This window comes from uncultured Microbacterium sp., assembly GCF_963524805.1.
GTDB lineage: Bacteria > Actinomycetota > Actinomycetes > Actinomycetales > Microbacteriaceae > Microbacterium.
Window position 1 is genome coordinate 810,245 of sequence record NZ_CAURGG010000001.1, and the last position, 25,472, is coordinate 835,716.

Sequence of the window (25,472 nt, forward strand, 5' to 3'; positions counted from 1 at the left end):
AATTCGTCGCCTCGTCCTGCAGCGCCTGGGCTGCGCCGAACACCCGAACACCCGAATGCGCGTCCGCGCGCGCGAGCACACGGGCGACCGCGTCGTTCTCCGTGCTCTCGGTGCGCACGTCGGCCGGTGTCTGCTCCGCACTCGTCGGCGTCGTCGTATCCGTCATCTGTTCCTTCCGTAGGTCCGTAAACTCTAGCTTTTCCTGCTGCGCATGCGGCCATATCCCGCTCAGCGGGCTCCTCCGCTACGCTCGCAAGCATGTCGGGGGACCACTACTTCAGCGCGTCGCCGGCGAGCGCCGAGAAACTTCGGCGCATCCGGGTGGCCTTGGCCGGCTCCGAAGTGGAGGTGACCACCGCCGGTGGGGTCTTCAGCCCGGATCACATCGACTGGGGAACAGCCGTCCTGCTGGCCAACACGCCTCCCCCGCCTCCCGGCGGGCATCTGCTCGACCTCGGGTGCGGGTGGGGGCCGATCGCCCTGTCACTCGCGCTCGACGCTCCGCACGCCACCGTCTGGGCCGTCGATGTCAACGACCGCGCCCTCGACCTCGTGCGACGCAATGCTGACGAGCTCTCGCTCACCAATGTCAACGCCGTTCGCCCCGACGATGTTCCCGACGATGTCACCTTTCGCACGATCCGCTCCAATCCGCCGATCCGCGTTGGAAAGCACGAGTTGCACGGGCTGCTCGAGCGCTGGATCCCGCGCCTCGATGAGCGATCCGACGCGTGGCTGGTCGTCCAGCGCAACCTGGGATCGGATTCGCTGCAGCGCTGGCTGGCGGCATCCTTCTCCCCCGGCTTCAGCGTGCACCGTACGGCAACGGGTCGCGGATTCCGGGTGCTGAAGGTGCGCCGGCACGGGTCGCCGCAGACGAGCGAGATCGCCGTCCTCTGAGTTCGGCCTCTCCGGCGCCTCAGGCCAGCGCCACCTCGCCGGAGTAGACGAGCGTCGCCGGGCCCGACAGCAGAACGTGCAGGTCACCCCGCACGCGCAGCATCCGGACTCCGAGCGTTCCTCCCGGCACCTCGACGCTCCAGCGGTCGGGCGCCGCCTGCCCCGCCCAGTGCCTCACCGCAAGGGCCGCCGCCGCCACGCCGGTGCCGCAGCTCAGGGTCTCGCCGACACCCCGCTCGAAGACGCGCATCCGGATGGAGCCGACTCCCTCCCGCACCAGTGGGTCGCTCGGAACGACGAATTCGATGTTGGCCCCGCGGGGCGGCTCCGGCTGCATCTGCGGGCGCGCGGTCAGGTCGAGGGCTTCGAGCTCGTCGGCGTTCGAGAGGGCGACCACGATGTGCGGGTTGCCCACGTCGATGGCAAGACCCGGGCGCGGCACACCCAGTCCCCGCGCGCGCACGAGGACGTCGTCGGGCTCGACGCGCCACGTCCCCAGATCCGCTTCGAATCCGAGGTCGCTGCGGGTCACCGTCTTGACGCCGGCCCGAGTGCCGATCAGCAGCGGCTGCTCGTCCACCACCGCCAGCCCGGTGTCGGCAAGATAGCGGGCGAACACGCGGATGCCGTTCCCGCACATCTCGGCCCTCGAACCGTCGGCGTTGCGGTAGTCCATGAACCACTCCGCGCCGGCGGCGACCGCCGCACCCGCACTCGCCCGGGTGCCGGCATCCTCGCCCCGCTCCATCGCCGCGGATCGGATGACCCGCAGGGTGCCGTCCGCGCCGATGCCGAAGCGCCGATCGCACAGCACCGCCACCTGATCGTCGTTCAGCTCCAGCACGCCGTCGGGGTCGGGGATCACGACGAAGTCGTTGCCGGTGCCGTGACCTTTCGTGAAGGCGACGGTCTGCGGCATGTGGCCAGTGTAGGCGAGCGCGGGGGACGCTCCGGCGGCTCAGTCCGCGATGAGCCGCTTGCCCGTCGTCGTGGTGTCGAACCGCTCATAGCCGAGTGTGTCGTAGAAGCCCAGCACCTCGGCATTGTCGGGGCGCACCATGAGCTGCACCTTCGGGCAGCCCATCTCCAGCAGGGCGTCCTCGGCCGCGGTGACGAGGGCTCGCCCGATGCCTTGGCCGCGGCGCATGGGGTCGGCCGCGAGGTAGTAGAGCCAGCCTCGATGCCCGTCGTACCCGGCCATGACGGTGCCCACGATGTCGTGGCCGTCGACGGCCACGAAGAAGAGCTCGGGCTGGACGGTCAGCTTGCGCTGGATGTCCAGATGCGGATTGTTCCACGAGCGGGTCACCCCGGTGGCTTGCCAGAGTGCGATGACGGACTCGGTGTCTCGGAGGGTGAACGCGCGGATCGTGGTCATGAACCCAGTATCGGTGTCTCGGCGACATCGCCGCTCGTCTCACGCCACCGGACGTGCGGATAGCGCCGGAACCACGACACCTGCCGCCTCGCGTACCGACGCGTCAGCGCCTGCGTCTGCGCGATCGCCTCCTCCCGGGTCAGCTCGCCGTTCAGCTGCCCGAGGGCCTGCGCGTAGCCGATCGCCCGGCGGGCCGTGATGCCGCTCTCGAGCCCCGCTGCGCGGAGCCCTTCGACCTCATCGAGCAGGCCGTCCGCCCACATCTGCTCGACGCGCGCGTCGAGCCGGGCGACGAGCTCTGCGCGGGGCGTCGTGAGACCGAAGATCGTCGACGGCCGCCAGGGCACCGGCTGGTCCGGCAGGGCCGCCCCGTGGGTGGACTCCCCCTGCGCGAGCACCTCGAGCGCCCTGACGATCCGCCGTCCGTTGCGAGGATCGACGCGTGCCGCGGTGCGAGGATCCGCCCCGCGCAGACGGTCGTAGAGCGCGCCCGGACCCCGACGGTCCAGTTCGGCCTCGAGCTCCGCCCGCAGCGCCTCGTCGCGGGGAGGAAAGGAGAAATCGAACAGCACGCTGGACACGTACAGGCCCGAGCCTCCGACCAGGATCGCGTCGGCGCCGCGCGAGAAGACGGCCTCGATCGACCGGCGTGCCGCCTTCTGGTACCAGGCGACGGCGGCATCGTCGGTGATCGCCAGCACGTCGAGCATGTGATGCGGGATGCCGCGGCGCTCTGCGAACGGCAGCTTCGCCGTACCGATGTCCATCCCCCGGTACAGCTGCATCGCATCGGCGTTGACGATCTCCGCGGAGCGGCCCCGGGCCGACAGCTCGGCCGCCAGTCTCAGCGAGAATCCGCTCTTTCCGGTCCCGGTGGCCCCGACGACGGCGTGAAGCCGGGGGCCTGCCCCGGCTCCGGGCGCCGGCGCCTCAGGTGCGGGCTCCGACGCCTGCGGGCTCGTCACACCCCGACGCGCAGTGTGGGAAGCCCGAGCGAAACCGCCCGGGCGCCGCCGGCATCCGTCGATGCGGGAACCGCGCAGGATTCGGACTGCGTGCGATCCCACGCATCCCCGGCTCGGGTGCGACGGATCTGCAGCGGAGCGCCGTCGGAGTCGGCCAGCAGGTGGAACGGGGCCGCATGGGTGACCGTGACCGAGACCACGTCTCCGGGGCGCGGGATGTCGCTTCCCGATGCCACTTCGAAGTGCACCAGTCGGTTGTCTTCGGCGCGACCGGTCAGCCGGTGGGTTTCGGCATCCTTCTTGCCTTCGCCCATCGACACGAGCACGTCGACCCGGCGTCCGAGCTGCGCGTGGTTCTCCTCGAGGGAGATCCGCTCCTGCAAGGCGATGAGACGGTTGTACCGCTCCTGCACCACAGCCTTGGGCACCTGGTCGGGCATGGTCGCTGCCGGAGTTCCCTCGCGCACCGAGTACTGGAACGTGAACGCGCTCGAGAAGCGCGCCTGCTGCACCACCCGCATCGTCTCCTGGAAGTCCTCTTCGGTCTCGCCGGGGAACCCCACGATGATGTCCGTCGTGATCGCCGCGAGCGGCATCCGCTCCCGGACCCGCTCGAGGATGCCGAGGAACCTGTCGCTGCGGTACGAGCGGCGCATGGCTCTGAGGACGCGGTCGCTGCCGGACTGCAGCGGCATGTGCAGCTGAGGCATGACCGCCGGCGTCTCTGCCATCGCGTCGATCACGTCGTCGGTGAACGCGGCAGGGTGGGGACTGGTGAAGCGGATGCGCTCGAGGCCCTCGATCTCGCCGGCCGCGCGCAGCAGCTTCGCGAACGCGTGCCGGTCGCCGAACTCGACGCCGTACGAGTTGACGTTCTGGCCGAGCAGGGTGACCTCGATCGCGCCGTCGTCCACCAGCAGCCGGATCTCGTTCAGGATGTCGCCGGGGCGGCGATCCTTCTCCTTGCCGCGCAGACTCGGGACGATGCAGAACGTGCAGGTGTTGTTGCAGCCGACCGAGATCGACACCCACCCGCTGTAGACGCTGTCGCGCTTGGTCGGCAGCGTGGACGGGAAGATCTCGAGCGACTCGAGGATCTCGAGCTCGGCCTCGCCGTTGTGGCGGGCCCGCTCGAGGAGACCGGGCAGCGACCCCATGTTGTGCGTTCCGAAGACGACGTCCACCCACGGTGCCTTGTCGAGGACCGCCTGCTTGTCCATCTGCGCCATGCAGCCGCCCACGGCGATCTGCATGCCGTCCTTGCGGCGCTTCACCGACGCGAGGTGCCCGAGCGTGCCGTAGAGCTTGCCGGCGGCGTTGTCGCGCACCGCGCACGTGTTGATGATGACGACATCGGCTTCTTCGCCGACACCGGCGGGGGTGTACCCGGCGCTCTCGAGGGATCCCGACAGGCGCTCGGAGTCGTGGACGTTCATCTGGCAGCCGAAGGTGCGCACCTCGTAGGTGCGGACGCGGCCGTCGGGTGCCTGCGCTGCGGGCGAGGGCGCGATCGTCGTCGGCGCGGAGGACGGAGTGGTCATGATGGATGCCATTCTACGAGGCTCGATCCATGCTCCCGCCGGGCGCCCCGACGCGTCGCTCAGCGGATGCGCGATCGGATCCGAGCCGCGGAGAGCAGGGTGAACACCAGCGCCATGGTCACCAGCACGCCGAACGCCAGCGCGGCCGGGACGAGGTAGTCGCCGATGAGCGCGTCGATGCCGTAGAACTCGCGCACTCCCTCGGCTGCGGCCGTGTTCTCGCCGACCATCGGAGCCAGCGTGCCCTCCGTGAACTGGCGCCGCAGCAGCATGGCGCTCTCCGCGAAAGGCAGCGCGTTGATGCCGCTCGAGACGGCCTCGGGCAGCGACCCGACCGGGATGTAGGCTCCGGCGACGAAGCCCAGGACGGTGCCGATGACCGTGGCCAGACCCGAGAACGCCGCCGACGTGCGGATGAAGGAGACCACGAAGGCCGACAGCGCCGTGAATCCGATGCTGCACAGCACGGTGATCCCCACGATGCGCGCGACCGCCTCGGGGCTGAGCCAGAAGTCGTCGACGATTCCCAGGTACAGGATGCTGAGCACCACCACGAGCATCGACATCAGGATCGAGACCAGCACAGCCGCGGTCAGATAACCCAGCACGAGCTGCCACGGCCGGACGGGAGAGACCAGGAAGTCCCGGAACCGCCCGGACTCGCCGTCCTGGACGAGCGATGACAGGGCGCCGAGTCCGGTTGTGATCGTGGTCAGCATGACGATGCCGGCGAACATCCAGCTGTCCACGAACGCACGGATCTGCTGCTCCGAGGCGTCGGGGAACGTCTCGCCGAGCCCGTCGATCTGCAGGCGGGCGAGGAAAAGCGTGTACAGGACGAACAGGATGATCGCCCCGAGCAGCGAGAAGAACACGTTCATGCGATCGCGGAAGAACAGCCGCAGATTCCGCCCGACGATCGAACCGACGGCCCTCACGCGGCGGTGCTCTCGGCGTCGGATTCCTCGGCGGCATCCGCCGTTTCACCCGTCAGTGCGAGGAACACGTCATCCATCCGCCCGTGGCGGAACTCGAAGTCGAGGACGGCCTCGCCGTGCGCCGCGAGGATCATCTGCGCGATCCGGGAATCCGGCACGGCGATCACGACCCGCTCCGCCTCCACGGCCGGCGCTCCGCCCATCCGCTCCGCGAGGAGCACCAGGGCCGGTGTGTCCGAGGACGTGACGGTCAGCACCGACGTGCTGTACTCGGAGCGCAGCTTCGCCGGTGTGCCGTCGGCGACGATCCGGCCGCGATCGATGACGCAGACCCGGTCGGCCTCCTCGGTCTCTTCCATGTAGTGGGTCGTCAGGAAGACCGTCAGTCCGGTCTGCTGGCGCAGTTCGTGCACGGTGTCCCACACGATCGCGCGACTCGCGGGATCCAGGCCCGCCGTGGGCTCGTCCAGGAAGAGGATGCTGGGCGCGTGGAGCAGGGCACGCGCGATGTCCACGCGGCGCCGCTGGCCGCCGGACAGCTTGCCGTAGCGACGGTCGATGAAGGACCCGAGAGAGATCAGCCCCGCAAGTTCCGCGATGCGCGCGTCGATCCGGCCTCGGTCGATGCGAGCGAGCGTCGCGCGCAGTCGAAGGTTCTCCCGCACCGTCAGCATGGGATCGAGGATGGAGTCCTGAAAGACGACGCCGATGCGCTCCCGCACGCGTGCGCCGTTGCGCACGACGTCGTCGCCCGCCACGCGCACAGTGCCGGCGTCGAAGGGGAGCACCGTCGTCAGACAGCTGATCGTCGTGGATTTGCCCGCACCGTTGGCGCCGAGGAAGGCGAAGGCCGCGCCGTCGGGGACGCTGAAACTCAGATCATCCACGGCGGTGACGCCGCGATAACGCTTCGTCAGTCCTTCGACCTCGATCGCCACGCCGCTCCCCCCGCTCTCGCGCTTCCCTCGCACACCCTACCGAGGCTGTGGAGGGCCGGGGCGCGCGGTGCGTCAGCGGAATCGGACTCCGCCACCCCCGCGCTGCTCGTTCAGTGCGGTGCGCGCTGCCTGTGAAGCCACGGCTCCGCCGTAGCCTCGGCGAGCCAGCTGACCCATCAGGCGTCGCATCGCGGTGTCGATGTCGTAGCTGCGCAGGCCGTGCGCCTTGGAACGGGCGTACTCGAGGGCGCGGTCCTCATCGTCGTCCGGCAGCGCCGCAAGAGCCGCGTCCGCCGCGTCCCGTCCGATACCGCGCTGGCTGAGCGTCTGCGCGATGGCGCGGCGACCCTGGCCTTTGCGGCTCGTTCCGGCGTGGAGCAGCTGCTCGGCCAGGACAGCGTCATCGAGCCAGCCCAGACTCAGGAACCGGTCGACGACCGCCTCGACGACCGAGGCCTCGACGCCGTGCTGAGCCAGGAATGTCCTCGCTTCCCGCTCGGAGAGCGCGCTGCGACGCAGACGCCGCGCGAGTGCCGATTCGGCGTCGTCGATCGACGAGTCATCCTCGTCGTCGACCTGTGATGCGCCGTCAGGACTGCCCTCGGCATCGAAGGAGGACTGGAGAGGAACCGCCCAGCGGACCGGTTCTTCGGCAGGGGCGGCGCCGGGGAGGTAGGTGACGGGGGCAAGACGCTCCGACGTGCCCCCGTCACCTTCAGGTGCACTCATCAGGCGGGGCGTCGCGCCGCCAGCTCGTCACCGGCGGGCTCGGACACGACCTTCGGCTGCCCGATGCCCAGCTTCGCCTTGATCTTCGACTCGATCTCGGCGGCGATGTCCGGGTTCTTGATCAGAAGGTTCCGGGCGTTCTCCTTGCCCTGCCCGAGCTGCTCACCGTCGTAGGTGTACCAGGAGCCCGACTTCTTGACGATCTCGTGCTCCACACCGAAGTCGATCAAACTGCCCTCGCGGGAGATGCCGGTGCCGTACAGGATGTCGAACTCGGCCTGCTTGAACGGCGGCGCCATCTTGTTCTTGACGACCTTGACTCGCGTCCGGTTTCCGACCGCGTCGGTGCCGTCCTTGAGGGTCTCGATCCGTCGGATATCGAGGCGGACCGACGCGTAGAACTTGAGCGCCTTGCCGCCGGCGGTCGTCTCGGGGCTTCCGAAGAAGACGCCGATCTTCTCGCGCAGCTGGTTGATGAAGATCATGGTGGTGTTGGTCGTGTTCAGGCCACCGGTGAGCTTGCGCAGCGCCTGCGACATCAGTCGCGCCTGCAGACCCACGTGCGAGTCCCCCATCTCGCCCTCGATCTCGGCTTTGGGCACGAGCGCGGCGACGGAGTCGATGACGATCAGGTCGATCGACCCGGAGCGGATCAGCATGTCGGCGATCTCGAGCGCCTGCTCGCCGGTGTCGGGCTGCGAGACGAGCAGCTGGTCGATGTCGACACCGAGCTTCTGCGCGTACTCGGGGTCGAGCGCGTGCTCCGCATCGATGAACGCGGCGATCCCGCCCTGCTTCTGCACGTTGGCGATCGCGTGCAACGTCAGCGTCGTCTTGCCCGAGGACTCCGGGCCGTAGATCTCGACGATGCGCCCGCGCGGCAGTCCGCCGACGCCGAGCGCCACATCGAGGGCGATGGAGCCCGTCGGGATCACTTCGACCGGGGCGCGCTCGTCGCTGCCCAGTCGCATGACGGAGCCCTTTCCGAACTGCCGGTCGATCTGGGCGAGTGCCGATTCGAGGGCCTTCTCGCGGTTTTCGGGTGAGGGCATGGCGTGCTCCTTATGCTCGCGTTCCGTCGCCTGTAGGCTGTCGCGCTCCGCTCCGAGGGTCGGAAGGGATGCTGCGACAAGGCGTGTGGTGTCGTTCGACTCTGCTCACGTTAGGCAGGGGCTCCGACATCGGTCTTCGCTTCCCCGCCGCCCTGTGGACAAACACTCTGGCGACACCTGCTGTGCAGAAGCCTATTCAGGTATCGAACACACCTTCGATACGACACGCCGACCGGAGTGGGTCTCGAGGTCCGCGAGCACGCCTGATGTCAGCGCGGCTTCGGCTCCAGCCGACCGGCGCCGTAACGGCGCTCCGGCGGCACGTCCATCTCGACGCAGAGCGCCAGCCACACCTCGCGGGGCGGGATGCCGGCGGCCAGAGCCTGCGCCGGAGTACGGTCACCGAACCGCCCCAGAACGAGATCCGTGACCACCGCGTTCCCGCGATTGCCGAACTCGTCCGTCACCGCCCGATCGAACTCGCTGCGGCGCACCTCAGCGCAGGGAGAGCTCGGCGTCGACGGAGGCGACCAGATCGTCGGGAACGACGTCGGGGAAGGTCTGGATGCCCTCCAGGACCGAGATGCGGTCGCCGACCTCGCGCATGATGATCGAGATGGGAACGTCCAACGCCTCGGCGACCGAAGCGAGGATCTCGCTCGACGCCTCCTTCTGACCGCGCTCGACTTCACTCAGGTAGCCCAGAGCGACACTCGCCCGGCTGGCGACCTGACGGAGGGTGCGGCCCTTCTGCTGCCGGAAGTCACGAAGGACTTCGCCGATTTCTTGTCGTACCAGGATCATGATGGGCCCCCTCCTCACTTCTGATTCCGCCGTATCCGGGTGGATAACAGTACAACACCGGATGTTGCCAATCTAATCCCGCGGGCTGGGGAATGGGTGGGAATCGCCGAATGTAACCGAGCCGAAACACGGTCTGTTCCCGCCCGTCACGGCGAGTTCGGCCGGATGCAGCGAAGGGCGAACTCCAGCACCGCTGCGGCAGCCTGGGAGCGGATCTGCGCCCGGTCACCGGCGAGCGCGAGCGTCGCGACGCGGGTGTCCTCGGGGGTGGCGATCGCGAGGTAGACGGTGCCGACCGGCTGCCCGTCCTGCTCTGCCGGACCGGCGACGCCGGTCGTCGCGATGCCGACATCGGCCGCGACACCATCGATCCCGGCCGTGGCCCGCACACCCTCGGCCATCTGCCGGGCGACCTCGGGGTGCACGGCACCCTCAGCGGCCAAGAGTGCGGCATCCACCCCCAGCAGTGTGTGCTTGAGGGGTGTGGCGTAGGCCACGACGCCGCCGCGCACGGTGGCGGATGCGCCCGGCACGGACACCAGGGAGGACACCACGAGACCGCCGGTGAGCGACTCGGCCACCGCGACCGTCCAGCCCCGGGCGATCAGCCTACCGACGAGCTCTGCGGACGCGGAACGCTCGGGCACGGGTGCCGCGGCATCCGTCACGCGGCTCTCCGGTCGCGCCGTGCCCCTCGTACCTCGCTGATGACGTAGTCGATGCCGCTCGCGATCGTGAGGGCCACCGCGATCGCCATGGTGACGCCGTTGACCCAGAAGATCAAGTCCCCCACCAGCGTCCACAGCGGCAGGAGAGCCAGCGAGAGCGCGACCGCCTGTGCCAGCGTCTTGAGCTTGCCCATCCACGCGGCGGCCACCACGTGGTCGCTGGCGACCACCAGTCGGTGCACGGTGATGCCGATCTCGCGGATGAGCACGACGATCGTGATCCACCAGGGCAGCTCGCCGAGGATCGACAGCCCGACGAAGGCGAAGCCGGTGAGCACCTTGTCGGCGATCGGGTCGAGCAGCTTGCCGAGGTCGGTCACGATCTCGTACCTGCGGGCGATCCAGCCGTCGACACCGTCGGTGGCGATCGCGACGATGAACAGGATGGCCGCCCACCAGCGCAGCGGCCCATCGGCTCCCGCATCGATCAGGAGCATCCAGAGGAAGACGGGCGCGAGCAGGATGCGCGCGATCGTGATCGCGTTGGGCAACTGCCGGGGGACGGACATCAGTCGCGACCCGTCAGGCCCCAGGCGTCCTCGTCGCCGTCCGCCTCCACCACCGGATAGCCATCGAACTGGGCGTCGACGGGATCGGCAGCAGCCGCACCCGGAGCGTCATCGCCCCGCAGTCGCGCCAGCACCTCGGGGAGCTGCTCGACGCTGACGAGCACGTCGCGGGCTTTGGAGCCCTCGGAAGGACCCACGATCTCGCGGGACTCGAGGAGATCCATGAGCCGGCCGGCCTTGGCGAAGCCGACGCGCAGCTTCCGCTGCAGCATGGAGGTCGATCCGAACTGGGTCGAGACGATGAGCTCGGTGGCGGCCAGCAGCAGTTCGAGGTCGTCGCCGATGTCGGCGTCGATCTCCTTCTTCTCGGCTGCCACGGCGACTTCCCGGTACTCGGGCCGCGCCTGAGCCGTGACGTGCTTGACGACCTTCTCGATCTCGTCTTCGCTGACCCACGCGCCCTGCACGCGGATGGCCTTCGAGGCCCCCATCGGCAGGAAGAGCGCGTCGCCCTGCCCGATGAGCCGATCGGCGCCGGGCTGGTCGAGGATCACGCGCGAGTCCGTCACGCTCGTGACGGCGAAAGCCAGGCGCGAGGGAACGTTGGCCTTGATCAGGCCGGTCACGACGTCGACGGACGGACGCTGCGTCGCAAGGACGAGATGGATGCCGGAGGCACGGGCCAGCTGCGTGATGCGGACGATCGAATCCTCCACGTCGCGCGGAGCCACCATCATGAGGTCGGCGAGCTCGTCGACGACCACGAGGAGGTACGGATAGGGCTTGAGCACCCGCTCGCTTCCCGGCGGCACCACGACCTCCCCGGCCACGACCGCGCGGTTGAAGTCGTCGATGTGACGGAACCCGAACGACGCGAGGTCGTCGTACCGCATGTCCATCTCCTTCACGACCCACTGCAGCGCCTCGGCGGCCTTCTTGGGGTTCGTGATGATGGGCGTGATCAGGTGCGGCACACCCGCGTACGAGGTCAGCTCGACCCGCTTCGGGTCGATCAGCACCATGCGCACGTCGGAGGGCTTGGCCTGCATCAGCAGGCTCGTGATCATGGAGTTGACGAAACTGGACTTGCCCGAGCCGGTGGAACCGGCCACCAGCAGGTGCGGCATCTTGGCGAGGTTGGCCAGGACATAGCCGCCGCCGACATCCTTGCCCACGCCGATCGTCATGGGATGCGTCGCCTGCTGGGCGGCCGGCGAGCGCAGGACATCGCCCAGGGTCACGATCTCGCGGTCGACGTTGGGGATCTCCACGCCGATCGCGGACTTCCCGGGGATCGGCGCGAGGATCCGCACCTCGTTGGAGGCGACCGCGTACGCGATGTTGTTCTGCAGCGCGGTGATGCGCTCGACCTTGACCCCGTGGCCGACCTCGATCTCGTACTGGGTCACCGTCGGGCCGCGGGAGAAGCCCGTGACGCGCGCGTCGACCTGGAACTGCTGCAGCACGCTCGTGATCGCGGCGACGACCGCGTCGTTGGCGGCCGAGCGCGCCTTGTGCGGGGTGCCGGCCGCGAGCGCGTTCACGGATGGCAGGCGATACGGCGAAGACGGAGCGTGACGCGGGCCGTCGCCGCCGAGACCCGAGAGTCCGGGCAGCATGCCGTCGTCGTGCGGGCTGGCCGTCTCGTCGTCGCGGATGCCGGTCCCGGCCTTCTTGGCGGCGCGCGCGCCGCCCGCCAGCACGCCGGCATCGATCACCTCGGTGAGGGCCTCGGAGGGCGGCGGGGGCGGGATCGTCACGGCGGCCTGATCGAAGCCGCCCTGCACGGCCCCGGGCGTGAGCAGCTCGGTGAGGTCCTGCGAGCCGATGCCGCCGTCGGGATCCTTCTCGCGACCGGACTTGTTGCGGCGCCACCAGGGCAGCGAGGGGTCGCCGTCGTCGGGCTCGTCCTCGGCGCTGTCACCTGCGTTCGCGCGCGGCTGCGGGCGCTCGGCGTCGAACATCCAGGCGTACAGGTCGCCGAGTCGCCGGCCGATGCGGTTCGGCGGGGTCTTGGTGAGGATCAGGATGCTGAGCGCGGTGAGCACGCCGAGCACGACGCCGGCCCCGATGTCGGTGATCAGCAGCGCCAGCGGCTCGGCCAGCATCCACCCGAACACCCCGCCTGCCTCGCTCAGCGCGGGAAGACCCTGGCGCGGCTGCGGGCGACCGCCTCCGATGTGACAGAAACCCGCGATCGAGAGGACGAACAGCGTGAAGCCGATGCCGATGCGGCCGTTGTCATGGACGGATGCCGGATGCCGGAAGAGCCAGCCGGCGAGGATGAGCAGGAGGACAGGCAGTACGAACGCGACGCGTCCGACGAGCGCGCCGGCGGTGTAGGCGCTGATGCCCGCCGCGACCTCGTTGCCGATGAAGAACCACTCGTTTACGGCTCCGGCGATCGCCAGCAGCACGAGCAGGAACGGCAGACCGTCTCGCCGCTGATCCTTCTCGAGCGTCTCAGGCCCGAAGGCGCGGAACAGCCCGCCGGTGCCGTGCGCGAGGCCCATCCAGGCCCGGACGATCAACGGCGGCTTCTCGCTCTCGCCGACGTAGCGCTTCGGCGCCGGGGCGGGCTTACGGGCACCGGACGATGCGCGCGACGACGACGCGTTCGCGGGCGCGCGACCAGACTTGGTCGGGCTTGTGCTCCTGGCCATGCCCCCACGCTACGGCGGCGGAGCGACAAATGAGCGCAGCGACGCGGCCCCGGCATCCGTCGCAGCCGTCCGTGACGGCCCGTTCAGTTGAGGCGCTTGACCATGGTGTCGCGGCCGATGCCGCCCTGGGTCACCGCGAAGCCCTCGCTGCGGTAGAGCGCGACCGCGAAGTTGCCGCGTTCGACGCTGAGGCTCAGGCGCGCGTAGCCGTCCGCGCGCGCCTGCGCCGCCAGCGCCTGCAGGAGCGTCCGGCCCACCCCGTGCGCCCGCCAGATCGGGCGAACGCCGATGATGAGCTCCGGCACGCCCGTGCCGACGTAGCCGAATCCCGGATCGCTGCGCGGCAGCAGCCGGTACCAGGCCGCGCCGATCGGCTCACCCGACGGGTCCAGCGCCACGGCGCCCGCGTCGCTGGGGCGCTTCCAGCCGGAGACGTACCGGCTGTGCTCCGGAGCCGTCAGCACCTGGTGCTTGGGCCGCGCGGCACCGGGCCGCCAATTGGCGGCCTCAACGACCATGTCGCCGAGGAACGCGCCGTCGGCTTGGCCCGCCGGCCGGACGCTGAAGGATGCCATCGCCCGATTTTACCGGCCTTCGTGCGGTGCTACGCCTCGATGACGAGCGGCACGATCATGGGGCGGCGGCGCAGCTGCTGGTTGACCCACCGGCCGATCACGCGGCGGACGACCTGCGAGAGCGCGTGCGTGTCGCGGACGCCGGACTGGGCCGCCTCGGCAAGGGCCGCGGCGATCTTCGGCTTGACGCTGTCGAATACGGTGTCGTCTTCGGCGAACCCGCGGGCGTGGATCTCGGGCCCCGTGATGATGCGCCCGGTGGCGGCATCCACCACAACGATCACCGAGATGAAACCCTCCTCGCCGAGGATCCGGCGGTCCTTGAGGTCGGCTTCGGTGATCTCGCCGACGGTCGAGCCGTCGACGTAGACGAAACCGATGTCCAGCTGGCCGACGACGCTGGCCACGCCGTCCTTCAGGTCGATCACCGTGCCGTTCTCGCCGAGGATCGTGCGCTCGACCGGGACGCCGGAGTCCTGTGCGAGCTTCGCGTTCGCCATGAGGTGGCGGTACTCGCCGTGGATCGGCAGGACGTTGCGGGGTCCGAGGATGTTGTAGCAGTACAGCAGCTCTCCCGCCGCCGCATGGCCCGAGACGTGCACCTTGGCGTTGCCCTTGTGCACGACGTTCGCGCCGAGCTTGGTCAGCCCGTCGATGACGCGGTAGATCGCGGTCTCGTTGCCGGGGATCAGGCTCGATGCGAGGATGACCGTGTCGCCCGGACCGGGCTCGATCTCGTGGTCGTTGTTGGCCATCCGGCTGAGCACCGCCATGGGCTCGCCCTGCGAGCCCGTCGACATGTAGACGATCTTGTCGTCCGGAAGGTCGCGCGCCTTCTTGTAGTCGATGAACACGCCCTCGGGCACGTGCAGGTAACCGAGCTCCTCGGCGATCCCCATGTTGCGCACCATGCTGCGGCCGAGCAGCGCCACCCTGCGGCCGTGCGCGGCGGCGGCATCCAGCACCTGCTGCACGCGATGCACGTGGCTGGAGAAGCTGGCGACGATGACCCGGCGCGGAGCCTTGCCGATCACCTGATCGAGCACGGGACCGATGCTGCGCTCGAGCGGGGTGAAGCCCGGCACATCCGCGTTCGTGGAGTCGACGAGGAAGAGGTCGACGCCCTCCTCGCCCAGGCGCGCGAAGGCGCGAAGGTCGGTGAGCCGTCCGTCGAGGGGCAGCTGGTCCATCTTGAAGTCGCCGGTCGCGAGCACGAGGCCCGCCGGCGTGCGGATCGCCACGGCGAGCGCGTCCGGGATCGAGTGGTTGACCGCGATGAACTCGAGATCGAACGGGCCGATGCGCTCACGCTGACCCTCGGTCACCGTCAGCGTGTAGGGCTTGATCCGGTGCTCTTTGAGCTTGGCCTCGATGAGCGCGAGCGTGAGCCCCGACCCGATGAGAGGGATGTCTGACTTGAGCTTGAACAGGTACGGCACCGCGCCGATGTGGTCTTCGTGCCCGTGCGTGAGCACCACGCCCACGACGTCATCCAGACGATGACGGATCGGCTCGAAGTCCGGCAGGATCAGGTCCACGCCGGGCTGGTGCTCCTCCGGGAACAGCACGCCGCAGTCCACGATCAGCAGCTTGCCGTCGTACTCGAACACTGTCATGTTGCGGCCGACCTCGCCGAGTCCGCCTAGGGGCGTGACACGCAGGGTTCCGGCTTCCAGGGCGGGCGGGTCGTAAAGGGTGCTGGGCATCAGACACCTTCCTCGGGATGCCGTGGCATCCGCTTTCGCGCGCGCGACCGCTCAGCGGCTCGCGCGTCGCATCATCTTGTGGTTCCTGAGACCTTCGGCAGGGCGCCGCCCGCGGCGGCATTGCGATCGGGGCGGAAGTTGGAGAAGTCGGCGCCCGGCACGTCGCGGACCAGCGCGAGCTCGTCCTCGATCTTGGCCGCCTCCCACTCCTCCGGGCCGACGAGCGGCAGACGGACGCGGGGGCTGGAGATGCGCCCGAGCCCGTGCAGGATGTACTTCGCCGAGACCGTGCCGGGCACGTGCGTCATGACGGCGCGCACGAGCGGCTCGACCTGCTGATGCGCGGCCGTGGCCGCCCGCAGGTCACCGCGGTTCACGGCATCCACGATCGCCCGGTAGGGCTGCGCGGCGATGTTCGCCGTGACTCCGATCAGGCCGCTCGCGCCGATGGCCAGGTGCGGCAGCACGTTCGCGTCGTCGCCCGAGAAGTACATCAGATCGGTCTGATTGAGCACGCGGCTGACCTCGCTGAAGTCGCCCTTGGCGTCTTTGATCGCGAGCACGTTGGGGTGCTTGGCGATCCGCAAGATCGTCTCGTACTGGATCGGCACGCCCGTGCGCCCGGGGATGTCGTACAGGATCACCGGCAGATCGGTGGCGTCGGCCACGAGCCGGAAGTGGGTGAGCACCCCGGCCTGGGTGGGCTTGTTGTAGTACGGCGTGACGATCATGATGCCGTCCGCGCCGGCCTTCTCGCTCTCCTTGTAGAGCTCGATCGCGTGAGCGGTCTCGTTCGAGCCGCCGCCGGTGATGATCTTCGCCCGGCCCGCGGCGACGTCCTTGCCGACCTCGACGAGCCGGATCTTCTCGGCATCCGTGAGCGTGCTGGTCTCGCCGGTCGTTCCGGTGACGACGATGCCGTCCGCTCCCGCCGCGATGACATCGTCCATGTGCTTCTCCACGGCGGGCCAGTCGACCTCGCCGTCGGCTGTCATCGGGGTGACGAGCGCGACGAGCACCTGACCGAAGGGATTGCCGGTGTGCGTCATGCTCTCAGGCTATCGGCTCGGCCGGTGCCGGTCATGCGGGTGCCTAGGGGATGCCTTTGGCGGTGCCGGTTGCAGGGAGGTGGCGGGGACGGTTGGCCCGACAGGCCTCTCAGTTCACTTCCGTCACGGTCGATCCGACGACCGGAACACCGTGTCGGCGCAATCGCGCGACGATCGCCCTTTCCACCGTGCGCCACTCGTGCACGACGAGCGCGTAGTCGAACCGCAGCGTCTCGTACCCGAGGGCCGCCGCAGCGGCGTCGCGCACCAGGTCCTTGTGCCTGAGCGACTGTCCGTCGTGGTTCTCACGGCCGTCGACCTCGATGATGAGCACGCCGGCAGCCACGAAGTCGACGCGCCCGACACCGACGACGAGCACCTGACACTCGAGTGAGACACCCAGCCTGATCAGCCGAAGCCGCAGAAGCGACTCCAGTCCGCTGTCCGCGTCGGCACGCGCGAGATCGACGAGCCAGCGGATTCGTGCGGGGACGGCGCGACGGATCCACTCGCGATCCGTGCGCGACAGCATCCCCCTCTTCCACGCCGATTCGTATGCGGCGAAGAAGACTTCGTCATCACAGCACGCGGCCGCCTGCACCAGGGCCAGGGCCGCACGGGCGATCCCGAACGCAGCCCCGCCGGCGTCGTGGTGATCGATGCACGTGCACTTCGAGTGCTGGTGCCTGCGTCCCTTGCCTCCGAGCCACACATGAAGCCGGTCGGGCTTGTCGAGCACCCAGATTCCAAGCGCGCGGAGGGCGGAGATGCAGGCCACTTCGCCGCCGTGCCGCGCTGCGTCCAGGACGTTCGGGTCCGCCGTGGGCACCGCATAGACACCCTCGCGCAGCCGCATGATACCTCCGCCCGCGACAGCGACGGCGATGTCGCGCTTGGAGGCCCCACGGCGCACGAGCGCACTCCGACGGATCACCCCGCCCAGCTGCTCGGTGAGGTCGATCACCTCGGACGTCCGCACGACTCGACCCTGACCCTGTGCGCGGAGAGCACGTCACTGCGCGGAAAGTTCTGGGGACAGTCCGGTCGGTCGTCCTCCTGAGGAGGAAGGGCCGGTCGCAGGAAGGTACGAGTTGGCCGGGGCCGACGCCGCCCCACCGTTCACTCGCGCCTCGCCGCTCCCGACGACCGGTACCCCGCAGGCGAGCTCAGCGCCCGCGCTCGCCCACCGAGGCCAGCAGCCCGGCGGGCAGGACCTTGGTCAGCCCGACGATCAGCTTGTACCGCAGGGAGGGCACCGACACCGACCTGCCGCGTGCCACGTCACGCAGCGATTCGGCGACGACATCGCGGGCGTCGAGCCAGAGCCAGTCCGGAAGGCCCTCCTGCCCGGGCGCAAGACCCATCCGCTCGTGGAAGCTCGTGTGCGTGAAGCCCGGACATACCGCCGTCACCGTCACGCCGCGCCCGCGGTAGCGCCCGTTGGCCCACCGGCTGAAGCTGATCAGCCACCCCTTGCACGCACCGTACGTCGAGCGCGGGATGAACCCCGCCACCGAGGCGATGTTCACGATGCGGCCGCTCCCCCGCTGCAGCATCGGAGCCAGCGCCGTATGGGTGAGCCGCATCGGCACCTCCACCAGCAGCGCCAGGTGGCGCGCCTCGTCGTCGATCGAGTTGCGCGAGAAGCTCAGCGGCAGCCCGAAACCGGCGTTGTTGACGAGCATGTCGATCGGCCGGTCCGGGTCCTCCAGACGCCCGACCACCTTCTCGAGCTGCCGCGGATCGAGCAGGTCGGCCGCGAGCACCTCGGCGTCCACGCCGTATCGCCCGACCTCCTGCGAAACGGCCTCCAGAGCGGCTCGGTCACGGGCGACGAGGACGAGCTCGACGCCGCGGGCGGCGAGCTGCCGCGCGTACTCGGCGCCGAGGCCGGAACTGGCGCCGGTGATCAGTGCGGTTCTGGGCATGCGGCCGAGCCTACGACGCGAGGCGGTCGTAGCGGAGGAAGCGGAAACGGATGCCGGTCCTCGACAAGCCGGACCCCGCCTCCCCCGAGCTCAGAGCGAACGCACCGGTATCGATCGCCGGCGCCCGGACGTCGTCCTGCCGGGGATCGAAGCCCTCGGGATGCCGCAGCTCGGTGACCTCGAGCCGGTCGGCCGCCCCGATCGTGGCGGCGAAGATCTCTCCGCCCCCGATGACCCAGATCCATTCCGGCTCGTCCGCGCCGGCGAGCGCGAGCGCCTGCTCGACCGATCCGGCGCGCTCCGCGCCCTCCGCCGCCCAGTCGGCCTGACGCGTGATGACGATGTTGCGCCGCCCGGGGAGCGGGCGCCAACGGGGATCGAGGGAGTCCCACGTGCCCCGCCCCATCACGACGGGCGAACCCGTGGTGATGGCCTTGAAGTGCGCGAGGTCCTCGGGCACGTACCAGGGCATCCCGCCGTCGCGTCCGATCACGCCGTCTTCGGCTTCGGCCCAGATCAGGCCGAGGCGCGAGGCATCCGTCATACCGCTACGGCCCCGCGGATCGCGGGATGGTGCTGATAGTCCTCGATCACGAAATCCTCGTACCGGTAGTCGAAGATCGAGTCCGGCACGCGCGTGAACCGCAGGGTGGGGGGCGGGAAGGGCTCGCGCTCGAGCTGCGTCCGCACCTGCTCGAGATGGTTGTCGTAGATGTGGCAGTCGCCGCCGGTCCAGACGAAGTCGCCCACCTCGAGGCCGGTCTGCTGCGCCACCATGTGCGTGAGCAGCGCATACGAGGCGATGTTGAACGGCACGCCCAGGAACAGATCAGCGCTGCGCTGGTACAGCTGGCACGAGAGCCGTCCCTCGGCGACATAGAACTGGAACAGCGCGTGGCAGGGAGCCAGGGCCATATCCGGGATGTCCGCGGGATTCCAGGCGGACACGATCAACCGCCGGGAATCGGGATTGCGGCGGATCTCGTCGATCACGCCGGCGATCTGGTCGATCGTCTGCCCGGACGGGGTCGGCCACGACCGCCACTGCACGCCGTAGACCGGCCCCAGTTCACCCTCGGCGTCGGCCCATTCGTCCCAGATCGTCACACCGTTCTGCTGCAGCCAGGCCACGTTGGACTCGCCGCGCAGGAACCAGAGCAGTTCGTACACGATCGATTTCAGGTGCACGCGCTTGGTCGTCACGAGTGGGAAGCCCTGCGAGAGGTCGAACCTCAACTGGCGGCCGAACACGCTGCGGGTGCCGGTGCCGGTGCGATCGGTCTTGACGGCGCCGTGCGCCAGCACGTCGCGCAGCAGGTCTTCGTAGGGGCTCGGAATCGTCTCGGACATCGTGTCGATGGTAGCCCTCCGGCCCCGAGGCGGGACGGAAGCCGCAGGCCGGTGTTGCGACGCGGCGCGTCACAGATGCGGCATCCGGCACGTATTCATCCGCAAGCAGTTAGCCTGGGATGCTGTGACCCTCGTCAACGCGCTCATCGGCCTCGCTGTCCTCTTGGCAGCCACGGTGGCGCTCGGCGTCTTCGTCCAGTGGCAGCAGGGCCGCCCGCGCCGTCATATCGCCCACGAAGTGGTGGAGCCGGCCCGCCTGGGCGCCGAATCGCTCGGGCAGACCGCGACGCTCCTGCAGTTCAGCACCGAGCTGTGCTCCCGGTGCCCGGGCGTGCATCGCACGCTCGCCGCCGTGGCCGACGCGCGCGATGGTGTCCGCCACCTCGACATCGACGTGACTTACCGTCCCGACATCGCCAAGCACTTCCACATCCTGCAGACTCCGACCACGCTCATCCTCGACGCGGACGGAGCGGTGCAGACCCGCTTCGGCGGCGTCCCCAACCGGGAAGTCCTGGAGCTCGAACTGAACCGCCTCACCGGGGAGACCGCGAATGTCTGATCGAACGGATGCCGCCCGTACGCGTCGCGGAATCGACCCGCGCGGCCCGCGCTTCGCCGCCGGCATCACGGCACTGCTGCTGCTCGTGGACGTCTTCCTCGCGCTGACCACCCCGATCGGTGCGACGGCGGCCGAGCGCGTCACGGAGCCTGCGTTCGTGCTGCTGGTGGTGATCGCCGTGCTGTTCGCGTGGGGTCTCCTCTCCCCGCGCACGGCGCCCTGGGGGGCGCTGTACCGCAGCCTCATCCAGCCCCGGCTGAGGCCGCCGAGCGAGCTCGAGGACCCGCGCCCGCCGCGCTTCGCGCAGGGCGTCGGCCTCTTCGTCGTGGCGATCGGCCTGATCCTGCACGTCGCCGGCGTGCCCTGGGCGCTGCCGATCGCGGCCGCGGCCGCTTTCGTGGCTGCGTTCCTGAACGCCGTGTTCGGGCTGTGCCTGGGCTGCCAGCTCTACCTGGTGCTCCAGCGCGCCGGGATCGTCGGCCGGGAGCGCACCGCCGCCGCATGACCCGCGTCGATCGGCGATGCATCGCCGATCGGTCACTGAGCCGGCACCGCGCGTTAGGCTGACGGCGAGGCGCCCGGAGCGCGGGGGCATGTCGACCAGGAGGTTCCGATGACCGTCACGAGCGAAGCCACGACCGTCTGGAAGGGCGGCCTGACCGACGGATCCGGACAGGTCGCGTTCCAGTCCTCGGGCATCGGCACCTTCGAGGTCAACTGGAAGGCGCGCAGCGAAGGCTCCACGTCGGTGACCACCCCGGAGGAGCTCATCGCGGCCGCGCACTCGTCGTGCTTCAGCATGGCCTTCTCGCTCGCCCTGGCCCAGAACGGCACCCCGCCGGAGTCCATCGACACCACCGCCTCCGTCACCTTCACTCCGGGCACCGGGATCACCGGCAGCCACTTGAACGTGAATGCCGTCGTCCCCGGGCTCGATCCCGAGGACTTCGACCGGATCGCCGCCGACGCCAAGGCGAACTGCCCGGTCTCGCAGGCCCTCGCCGGCATCGAGATCACCCTCGAGGCCACGCTTGCCTGATGACCGGCGGCGCGTCGTCGTCGCGGGCGCGTCGGGGCTCATCGGCTCCGCCCTCCGGGACAGCCTGCGCGCCGACGGCTTCGCCGTCACGACGCTCGTGCGCCGGCCGCCGCAGTCCGCCGACGAAGTCCAGTGGCTCAGCGACGACAAGCCGCTGAACCCCGCGGTCCTCGAGGGCGCGGATGCGGTCGTCGGCCTGAATGGCGCCACGATCGGCCGCTTCCCCTGGACGCGCGCGTACAAGAGCACCCTGCTGTGGTCGCGGATCACGCCCACGCGGGCGATCGCGCGGGCGGTCCGCGAGCTGGGCGATGGGGCTCCGGCCTTCATCTCCGCTTCTGCCGTCGGCTACTACGGCTCGGCGCCCGGCGCGCTGCTGACCGAAGCGTCCGCGCGCGGTGAGACGTTCCTCGCCGATCTGTGCGGCGAGTGGGAGAGTGCTGCGATGGGCGCCGGCGAGCGCGCACGGGTCGCGCTGCTGCGCACGGCACCGATCGTCCACCCCCAGGGCGTCCTGAAGCCGCTCATGCTGCTCACCCGGTTCGGGGTCAGCGGTCCGATCGGGCGCGGCACGCAGAAGTGGCCGTGGATCTCGCTCGAGGACGAGGTGCGCGGCATCCGTCGCGTGATCGACTCCCAGATCGCAGGTCCGGTGAACTTCACCGGGCCCACACCTGCCACCGCGAACGACCTGGGCTTCGCGCTGGCCCGACGGATGAACCGGCCGTTCGTGCTGCGCGCCCCCGTCTGGGCGATCAAGCTGGTGCTCGGCGCGGACGCGACCGAGGCTCTGCTGACGACCGACGCGGCAGTGCTGCCCGGCGTGCTCGAGGCGTCCGGGTTCGAGTTCCGCCGGCGGACGGTCGAAGAAGCCGTGAACGCCGCGCTGCCGGCCCCGGTCTGATCAGCCGCGCCGCTCGGCGCTCTCAAGCCGGATCGCGTTCCGGACGGCTGCGCGAGCACGCCGGCGGTCCCTCGCCGCGTCGTAGGCCAGGGCCAGGCGGTACCAGGCTCGCCAGTCACCGGGATGCTGCTCCACATCCGCCCGGTACACCGGGAAGACGGCATCCGCGTCCTGCGCGACCACGCGACCGCTGGGGCGGACCGATACCGGCTCGTCGGGAAGGCCGCCCTCGGACTCCAGGCGGCGCGCGAGCTGCTCGGCGCGCACTCCGAACCACAGCTCCCGGCCGAGCGCCCACACGGCGATCAGGGGCAGCACGATCAGCGCGATGCCCATCGCGATCGCGACCGGCTCGCCGCTGACGAGCAGCAGCCAGGCGCGCTGGGCGACAAGGACGATGTAGAGCGCCAAGAGCACCGCCATGACGGCGACGCCGATGCGTGCGCTCATGCGCCGGTCGCGCGGGCGACCTGCCCGGGCACCCCGCCTTCCTCGACCCGCTGGTCGGGCCGCGGGCGCGGCACGCGGATGCCGATGTCCAGGAAGCTGTCCAGGCCGACGATCACGCCGCGGGCATCGCGCGCGGCGGCGAGCGCCACCCGGATGCCGGGGGCGTAGGCCAGTGCCGGGTCGACGGTGTCGTGCAGGAGCGTCAGCGACTCCCCCGGTCCGGAGAGCACGACCTCCTGGCGCGCGAGCACACCGGGCCTGCGCAGCGAGTGGATGGGGACGCTGGCGACCTGCTGTCCGCGGGCACGCTGGTCGACGTGCGGGGATTCGACCGGGCCGACCTCGGCACGCGCGGCGGCGATGAGCTCGGCGGTGCGCACTGCGGTTCCGCTGGGCGAATCCACCTTGGTCTCCCGGTGCGCCTCGACGATCTCGATCGAGGGGAAGAACGGCGCCGCCGCCGCGGCGAGCGCGGAGCCGATGACCGATCCGAGCGAGAAGTTCGGGATGAACACGGCACCGGTGCCGGCGGCATCCACGAGCGGCCGGACGAGCGCGATGCGTTCAGCGGACCACCCCGATGTGCCGACCAGGACGTTCATGCCGCGGGCGATGGCCGCCCGGACGACGTCGATCGACACGGCGGGCGTCGACGCGTCCACGACGAGGTCGGCGTCGGGGAGCTCGGACAGCTCGGAGCGCGAGGTGAGCACGGCGATGACCTCGAAGTCGTCGTCGCTCTCGATGACCTCGCGGATGATCCCCCCGAGCTTGCCGGTGCCGCCGACGAGGGCCACGCGCGTCATCATGCCTCCATCGTATGCGCGGGGCCTCGTCCCCTCTGCCGTTCACCGACACGCGTGACAGGGGACGACAGCGGCCGACAGCGCGACAGCACCGCCATGACAGCGGGCCCGCGCAGGGTTGCGACATGACAAATTCCCACAGCGACTGGGCCGTCGAGGCCGAGGGGCTCGTGAAGGTGTTCGGCAGCAATCGAGCGGTCGACGGCGTCGACCTGCTCGTGAAGACCGGCACCGTCTACGGAGTGCTCGGACCCAACGGCGCCGGCAAGACCACCGTGATCCGCATGCTCGCGACCCTTCTCCGCCCCGACGGCGGTACCGGCCGCATCTTCGGTCACGACATCGCCCGCAAGCCGCAGATCGTCCGCCAGTTGATCGGCGTGACCGGTCAGTACGCCTCGGTCGACGAGACGCTCTCCGCCACCGAGAACCTGATGCTCTTCTCCCGGCTCCACGGGCTCAGCCGCGCGGACTCCCGCCGCAAGGCGACCGAGCTGCTCGAGGAGTTCGGCCTGACGGCGGCCGCCAAGCGGCCTCTGAAGAACTTCTCCGGCGGCATGCGCCGAAGGCTCGATCTCGCGGCATCCCTGATCGCGCAGCCCCCGCTGATCTTCCTCGATGAGCCCACCACGGGGCTGGACCCCCGCACCCGCTCGCAGATGTGGGACACGATCCGTCGCCTGGTCGCGACGGGCTCGACGGTGCTGCTGACGACGCAGTACCTCGACGAGGCGGATCAGCTCGCCGACCGCATCGCGGTCATCGACACCGGCAGGGTCGTGGCCGAAGGCACGGCCGACGAGCTCAAGGGCTCGATCGGCGAGTCCAGCCTGCAGCTGCGATTGGCCGATGCGGCTGACATCACCGCGGCCCGGAGCCTGATCGCGCGCGTCCTCGGTGTCGCGTCGGTCGTCTCACCCGAGGCCACCCGGCTGACCGCTCCGATGCGCGACCCCGACCTGATCGCCGACCTGCTCCTGGCATTGCGTGAGGAGGGGATCCACCTGCGAGAGCTCAGCGTGCAGAAGCCGACGCTCGACGAGGTCTTCCTCACGCTCACGGGCCACGGTGTCACAGAGCCTCAACCGGCAGTACAGGACGAGCTCGAAGGGAGCCTGGCATGAGCGCCATGATCATCGCCGCGGCGTCCGCGCGTCCGCTGAAGAACTCCGTGAGCCTGGGCCAGACGCTGCGCAACTCGGTCAGCATGGCCGCGCGCGGTCTCATCAAGATGCGACGCACGCCCGAGCAGCTCATCGACGTGACGATCCAGCCCATCGTGTTCACCGTGATGTTCACGTACATCTTCGGTGGTGCGATCGCCGGGAGCGTGGCCGACTACCTGCCGTTCCTTCTGCCCGGCATCCTCGTGCAGACGGTCATCACGACCTCGGTCGTGACCGGCGTTCAACTGCGCGAAGACATGGACAAGGGCGTGTTCGACCGATTCCGCTCCCTGCCGATCGCCCGTGTCGCCCCCCTCGCCGGAGCGCTGCTGGGCGACACCGTCCGCTACGGGATCGCCACGACGATCACCTTCGCGACCGGCTACATCATGGGCTACCGGCCGGAAGGCGGCCTGGCGGGAGTCGTCGCCGCCGGTCTGCTCGTGATCGCCGCCTCCTGGGCGGTCAGCTGGATCTTCGCGTTCTTCGGAGTGATCGCGCGCTCGGCGGCGTCGGTGCAGGGCATCTCGTTCCTGATCCTGTTCCCGCTGACGTTCCTCTCCAACGCGTTCGTGCCGGCCGACACGCTGCCGCCGCTGCTGGAATGGTTCGTCGAGATCAACCCGATCTCGCACCTGGTGACGGCGGCGCGGTCCCTGACTTCGGGGGTCGATGCCACCGGCGACATCCTGTCGACCCTGCTCGGCGCGCTCGTGATCGTCGCGATCTTCGCACCGCTGACGGTCCGCGCGTACATGCGCAAGGCCTGAGCCCCCGCTCGTCGAGAGGGAG

The 25,472-nt window shown here is 69.7% G+C and carries 29 protein-coding genes; 7 read left to right on the top strand and 22 right to left on the bottom strand.

Annotated elements, in window-relative coordinates; translation table 11 throughout:
• Window positions 1–258 precede the first annotated feature (258 nt).
• On the top strand, window positions 259–900 hold the full coding sequence (locus tag RWQ91_RS03975; protein ID WP_314502738.1) for a methyltransferase: 642 nt from the start codon (window positions 259–261) through the stop codon (window positions 898–900).
• 19 nt (window positions 901–919) lie between these two features.
• Here the strand turns inward: RWQ91_RS03975 and dapF are convergent, their stop codons facing one another.
• The 20 genes from dapF to RWQ91_RS04075 all read right to left on the bottom strand — a co-directional run bounded on the left by dapF (window position 920) and on the right by RWQ91_RS04075 (window position 19,753).
• The gene (dapF, locus tag RWQ91_RS03980) at window positions 920–1,819 is read right to left on the bottom strand and encodes a diaminopimelate epimerase (RefSeq protein WP_314502740.1); all 900 of its coding nucleotides are present in this window, start codon (window positions 1,817–1,819) and stop codon (window positions 920–922) included.
• 39 nt (window positions 1,820–1,858) lie between these two features.
• Window positions 1,859–2,278: a GNAT family acetyltransferase gene (locus RWQ91_RS03985; protein WP_314502742.1), complete on the bottom strand. Its 420-nt coding sequence runs from the start codon at window positions 2,276–2,278 to the stop codon at window positions 1,859–1,861.
• On the bottom strand, window positions 2,275–3,243 hold the full coding sequence (miaA, locus tag RWQ91_RS03990; protein ID WP_314502744.1) for a tRNA (adenosine(37)-N6)-dimethylallyltransferase MiaA: 969 nt from the start codon (window positions 3,241–3,243) through the stop codon (window positions 2,275–2,277). Before miaA ends, RWQ91_RS03985 begins: the two co-directional genes overlap by 4 nt.
• Complete coding sequence (gene miaB, locus RWQ91_RS03995) at window positions 3,240–4,784, bottom strand: tRNA (N6-isopentenyl adenosine(37)-C2)-methylthiotransferase MiaB (RefSeq protein ID WP_314502747.1); 1,545 nt, start codon at window positions 4,782–4,784, stop codon at window positions 3,240–3,242. The genes miaA and miaB overlap by 4 nt, the downstream gene beginning before the upstream one ends.
• Window positions 4,785–4,843: 59 nt before the next feature.
• Window positions 4,844–5,722 carry an ABC transporter permease gene (locus tag RWQ91_RS04000; protein WP_314502749.1) on the bottom strand — a complete coding sequence of 293 codons (879 nt, stop codon included), beginning with the start codon at window positions 5,720–5,722 and terminating at the stop codon, window positions 4,844–4,846.
• Window positions 5,719–6,660, bottom strand: a complete 942-nt coding sequence (locus RWQ91_RS04005; protein ID WP_314502750.1) for an ABC transporter ATP-binding protein — start codon at window positions 6,658–6,660, stop codon at window positions 5,719–5,721. The genes RWQ91_RS04000 and RWQ91_RS04005 overlap by 4 nt, the downstream gene beginning before the upstream one ends.
• Window positions 6,661–6,732: 72 nt before the next feature.
• Window positions 6,733–7,389, bottom strand: a complete 657-nt coding sequence (locus RWQ91_RS04010) for a regulatory protein RecX (protein WP_314502751.1) — start codon at window positions 7,387–7,389, stop codon at window positions 6,733–6,735.
• Complete coding sequence (gene recA, locus RWQ91_RS04015) at window positions 7,389–8,441, bottom strand: recombinase RecA (RefSeq protein ID WP_314502753.1); 1,053 nt, start codon at window positions 8,439–8,441, stop codon at window positions 7,389–7,391. Before recA ends, RWQ91_RS04010 begins: the two co-directional genes overlap by 1 nt.
• Window positions 8,442–8,710: 269 nt before the next feature.
• Entirely contained in the window at window positions 8,711–8,935 is a 225-nt protein-coding gene (locus RWQ91_RS04020) for a DUF3046 domain-containing protein (RefSeq protein WP_314502755.1), read from the bottom strand.
• A 1-nt stretch (window position 8,936) separates the two neighbouring features.
• The gene (locus RWQ91_RS04025) at window positions 8,937–9,245 is read right to left on the bottom strand and encodes a helix-turn-helix domain-containing protein (RefSeq protein WP_091705681.1); all 309 of its coding nucleotides are present in this window, start codon (window positions 9,243–9,245) and stop codon (window positions 8,937–8,939) included.
• 146 nt (window positions 9,246–9,391) lie between these two features.
• Entirely contained in the window at window positions 9,392–9,913 is a 522-nt protein-coding gene (locus RWQ91_RS04030) for a CinA family protein (RefSeq protein ID WP_314502759.1), read from the bottom strand.
• Entirely contained in the window at window positions 9,910–10,482 is a 573-nt protein-coding gene (pgsA, locus tag RWQ91_RS04035) for a CDP-diacylglycerol--glycerol-3-phosphate 3-phosphatidyltransferase (RefSeq protein ID WP_314502761.1), read from the bottom strand. The genes RWQ91_RS04030 and pgsA overlap by 4 nt, the downstream gene beginning before the upstream one ends.
• Window positions 10,482–13,145 carry a DNA translocase FtsK 4TM domain-containing protein gene (locus tag RWQ91_RS04040; RefSeq protein WP_314502763.1) on the bottom strand — a complete coding sequence of 888 codons (2,664 nt, stop codon included), beginning with the start codon at window positions 13,143–13,145 and terminating at the stop codon, window positions 10,482–10,484. The genes pgsA and RWQ91_RS04040 overlap by 1 nt, the downstream gene beginning before the upstream one ends.
• An 83-nt stretch (window positions 13,146–13,228) precedes the next feature.
• Window positions 13,229–13,720, bottom strand: coding sequence for a GNAT family N-acetyltransferase (locus RWQ91_RS04045; protein WP_314502766.1), 492 nt, complete (start codon window positions 13,718–13,720; stop codon window positions 13,229–13,231).
• Window positions 13,721–13,749: 29 nt separating this feature from the next.
• A complete protein-coding gene (locus RWQ91_RS04050; RefSeq protein WP_314502768.1) occupies window positions 13,750–15,426 on the bottom strand; it encodes a ribonuclease J in 1,677 nt (558 codons plus the stop codon).
• 71 nt (window positions 15,427–15,497) lie between these two features.
• Window positions 15,498–16,475 carry a 4-hydroxy-tetrahydrodipicolinate synthase gene (gene dapA, locus RWQ91_RS04055; RefSeq protein ID WP_314502770.1) on the bottom strand — a complete coding sequence of 326 codons (978 nt, stop codon included), beginning with the start codon at window positions 16,473–16,475 and terminating at the stop codon, window positions 15,498–15,500.
• Window positions 16,476–16,584: 109 nt separating this feature from the next.
• A complete protein-coding gene (locus tag RWQ91_RS04060; RefSeq protein WP_314502772.1) occupies window positions 16,585–17,454 on the bottom strand; it encodes a DUF559 domain-containing protein in 870 nt (289 codons plus the stop codon).
• Window positions 17,455–17,641: 187 nt separating this feature from the next.
• Entirely contained in the window at window positions 17,642–18,403 is a 762-nt protein-coding gene (locus RWQ91_RS04065; protein ID WP_314502774.1) for an SDR family NAD(P)-dependent oxidoreductase, read from the bottom strand.
• Window positions 18,404–18,413: 10 nt separating this feature from the next.
• On the bottom strand, window positions 18,414–18,947 hold the full coding sequence (locus RWQ91_RS04070; RefSeq protein ID WP_314502776.1) for a dihydrofolate reductase: 534 nt from the start codon (window positions 18,945–18,947) through the stop codon (window positions 18,414–18,416).
• Window positions 18,944–19,753, bottom strand: coding sequence for a thymidylate synthase (locus RWQ91_RS04075; protein WP_314502778.1), 810 nt, complete (start codon window positions 19,751–19,753; stop codon window positions 18,944–18,946). The genes RWQ91_RS04070 and RWQ91_RS04075 overlap by 4 nt, the downstream gene beginning before the upstream one ends.
• A 124-nt stretch (window positions 19,754–19,877) precedes the next feature.
• Here RWQ91_RS04075 and RWQ91_RS04080 point away from each other — a divergent pair, with 124 nt between their 5' ends.
• From RWQ91_RS04080 to RWQ91_RS04095, 4 genes are all read left to right on the top strand, one after another.
• Window positions 19,878–20,315, top strand: a complete 438-nt coding sequence (locus tag RWQ91_RS04080) for a thioredoxin family protein (protein WP_314502779.1) — start codon at window positions 19,878–19,880, stop codon at window positions 20,313–20,315.
• Window positions 20,308–20,820 carry a DUF4395 domain-containing protein gene (locus tag RWQ91_RS04085; RefSeq protein WP_314502780.1) on the top strand — a complete coding sequence of 171 codons (513 nt, stop codon included), beginning with the start codon at window positions 20,308–20,310 and terminating at the stop codon, window positions 20,818–20,820. Before RWQ91_RS04080 ends, RWQ91_RS04085 begins: the two co-directional genes overlap by 8 nt.
• A gap of 108 nt (window positions 20,821–20,928) precedes the next feature.
• Window positions 20,929–21,354 (top strand): OsmC family protein, encoded by a 426-nt coding sequence (locus tag RWQ91_RS04090; protein ID WP_314502781.1) that lies wholly within the window; start codon window positions 20,929–20,931, stop codon window positions 21,352–21,354.
• Window positions 21,347–22,258, top strand: a complete 912-nt coding sequence (locus RWQ91_RS04095) for a TIGR01777 family oxidoreductase (RefSeq protein WP_314502782.1) — start codon at window positions 21,347–21,349, stop codon at window positions 22,256–22,258. Before RWQ91_RS04090 ends, RWQ91_RS04095 begins: the two co-directional genes overlap by 8 nt.
• On the opposite strand, the gene RWQ91_RS04100 is transcribed toward RWQ91_RS04095, so the two are convergent.
• Window positions 22,259–22,708 (bottom strand): hypothetical protein, encoded by a 450-nt coding sequence (locus RWQ91_RS04100; protein ID WP_314502783.1) that lies wholly within the window; start codon window positions 22,706–22,708, stop codon window positions 22,259–22,261.
• Window positions 22,705–23,517 (bottom strand): dihydrodipicolinate reductase C-terminal domain-containing protein, encoded by an 813-nt coding sequence (locus tag RWQ91_RS04105; protein ID WP_314502784.1) that lies wholly within the window; start codon window positions 23,515–23,517, stop codon window positions 22,705–22,707. Before RWQ91_RS04105 ends, RWQ91_RS04100 begins: the two co-directional genes overlap by 4 nt.
• A gap of 122 nt (window positions 23,518–23,639) precedes the next feature.
• Between RWQ91_RS04105 and RWQ91_RS04110 the strand changes: the two genes are divergently transcribed.
• A complete protein-coding gene (locus RWQ91_RS04110; protein WP_314502785.1) occupies window positions 23,640–24,638 on the top strand; it encodes an ATP-binding cassette domain-containing protein in 999 nt (332 codons plus the stop codon).
• Complete coding sequence (locus tag RWQ91_RS04115; RefSeq protein ID WP_314502787.1) at window positions 24,635–25,450, top strand: ABC transporter permease; 816 nt, start codon at window positions 24,635–24,637, stop codon at window positions 25,448–25,450. The genes RWQ91_RS04110 and RWQ91_RS04115 overlap by 4 nt, the downstream gene beginning before the upstream one ends.
• The last annotated feature ends 22 nt before the right edge of the window (window positions 25,451–25,472 follow it).

Excerpts from the sequence above, each read along its gene's own strand:
- RWQ91_RS03975 (WP_314502738.1), top strand. The coding sequence starts at position 259 with ATGTCGGGGGACCACTACTTCAGCGCGTCGCCGGCGAGCGCCGAGAAA.
- dapF (WP_314502740.1), bottom strand. The coding sequence starts at position 1,819 with ATGCCGCAGACCGTCGCCTTCACGAAAGGTCACGGCACCGGCAACGAC.
- RWQ91_RS03985 (WP_314502742.1), bottom strand. The coding sequence starts at position 2,278 with ATGACCACGATCCGCGCGTTCACCCTCCGAGACACCGAGTCCGTCATC.
- miaB (WP_314502747.1), bottom strand. The coding sequence starts at position 4,784 with ATGACCACTCCGTCCTCCGCGCCGACGACGATCGCGCCCTCGCCCGCA.
- RWQ91_RS04010 (WP_314502751.1), bottom strand. The coding sequence starts at position 7,389 with ATGAGTGCACCTGAAGGTGACGGGGGCACGTCGGAGCGTCTTGCCCCC.
- recA (WP_314502753.1), bottom strand. The coding sequence starts at position 8,441 with ATGCCCTCACCCGAAAACCGCGAGAAGGCCCTCGAATCGGCACTCGCC.
- RWQ91_RS04025 (WP_091705681.1), bottom strand. The coding sequence starts at position 9,245 with ATGATCCTGGTACGACAAGAAATCGGCGAAGTCCTTCGTGACTTCCGG.
- pgsA (WP_314502761.1), bottom strand. The coding sequence starts at position 10,482 with ATGTCCGTCCCCCGGCAGTTGCCCAACGCGATCACGATCGCGCGCATC.
- RWQ91_RS04040 (WP_314502763.1), bottom strand. The coding sequence starts at position 13,145 with ATGGCCAGGAGCACAAGCCCGACCAAGTCTGGTCGCGCGCCCGCGAAC.
- RWQ91_RS04045 (WP_314502766.1), bottom strand. The coding sequence starts at position 13,720 with ATGGCATCCTTCAGCGTCCGGCCGGCGGGCCAAGCCGACGGCGCGTTC.
- RWQ91_RS04050 (WP_314502768.1), bottom strand. The coding sequence starts at position 15,426 with ATGCCCAGCACCCTTTACGACCCGCCCGCCCTGGAAGCCGGAACCCTG.
- dapA (WP_314502770.1), bottom strand. The coding sequence starts at position 16,475 with ATGACGCACACCGGCAATCCCTTCGGTCAGGTGCTCGTCGCGCTCGTC.
- RWQ91_RS04065 (WP_314502774.1), bottom strand. The coding sequence starts at position 18,403 with ATGCCCAGAACCGCACTGATCACCGGCGCCAGTTCCGGCCTCGGCGCC.
- RWQ91_RS04070 (WP_314502776.1), bottom strand. The coding sequence starts at position 18,947 with ATGACGGATGCCTCGCGCCTCGGCCTGATCTGGGCCGAAGCCGAAGAC.
- RWQ91_RS04075 (WP_314502778.1), bottom strand. The coding sequence starts at position 19,753 with ATGTCCGAGACGATTCCGAGCCCCTACGAAGACCTGCTGCGCGACGTG.
- RWQ91_RS04085 (WP_314502780.1), top strand. The coding sequence starts at position 20,308 with ATGTCTGATCGAACGGATGCCGCCCGTACGCGTCGCGGAATCGACCCG.
- RWQ91_RS04090 (WP_314502781.1), top strand. The coding sequence starts at position 20,929 with ATGACCGTCACGAGCGAAGCCACGACCGTCTGGAAGGGCGGCCTGACC.
- RWQ91_RS04100 (WP_314502783.1), bottom strand. The coding sequence starts at position 22,708 with ATGAGCGCACGCATCGGCGTCGCCGTCATGGCGGTGCTCTTGGCGCTC.
- RWQ91_RS04105 (WP_314502784.1), bottom strand. The coding sequence starts at position 23,517 with ATGATGACGCGCGTGGCCCTCGTCGGCGGCACCGGCAAGCTCGGGGGG.
- RWQ91_RS04110 (WP_314502785.1), top strand. The coding sequence starts at position 23,640 with ATGACAAATTCCCACAGCGACTGGGCCGTCGAGGCCGAGGGGCTCGTG.
- RWQ91_RS04115 (WP_314502787.1), top strand. The coding sequence starts at position 24,635 with ATGAGCGCCATGATCATCGCCGCGGCGTCCGCGCGTCCGCTGAAGAAC.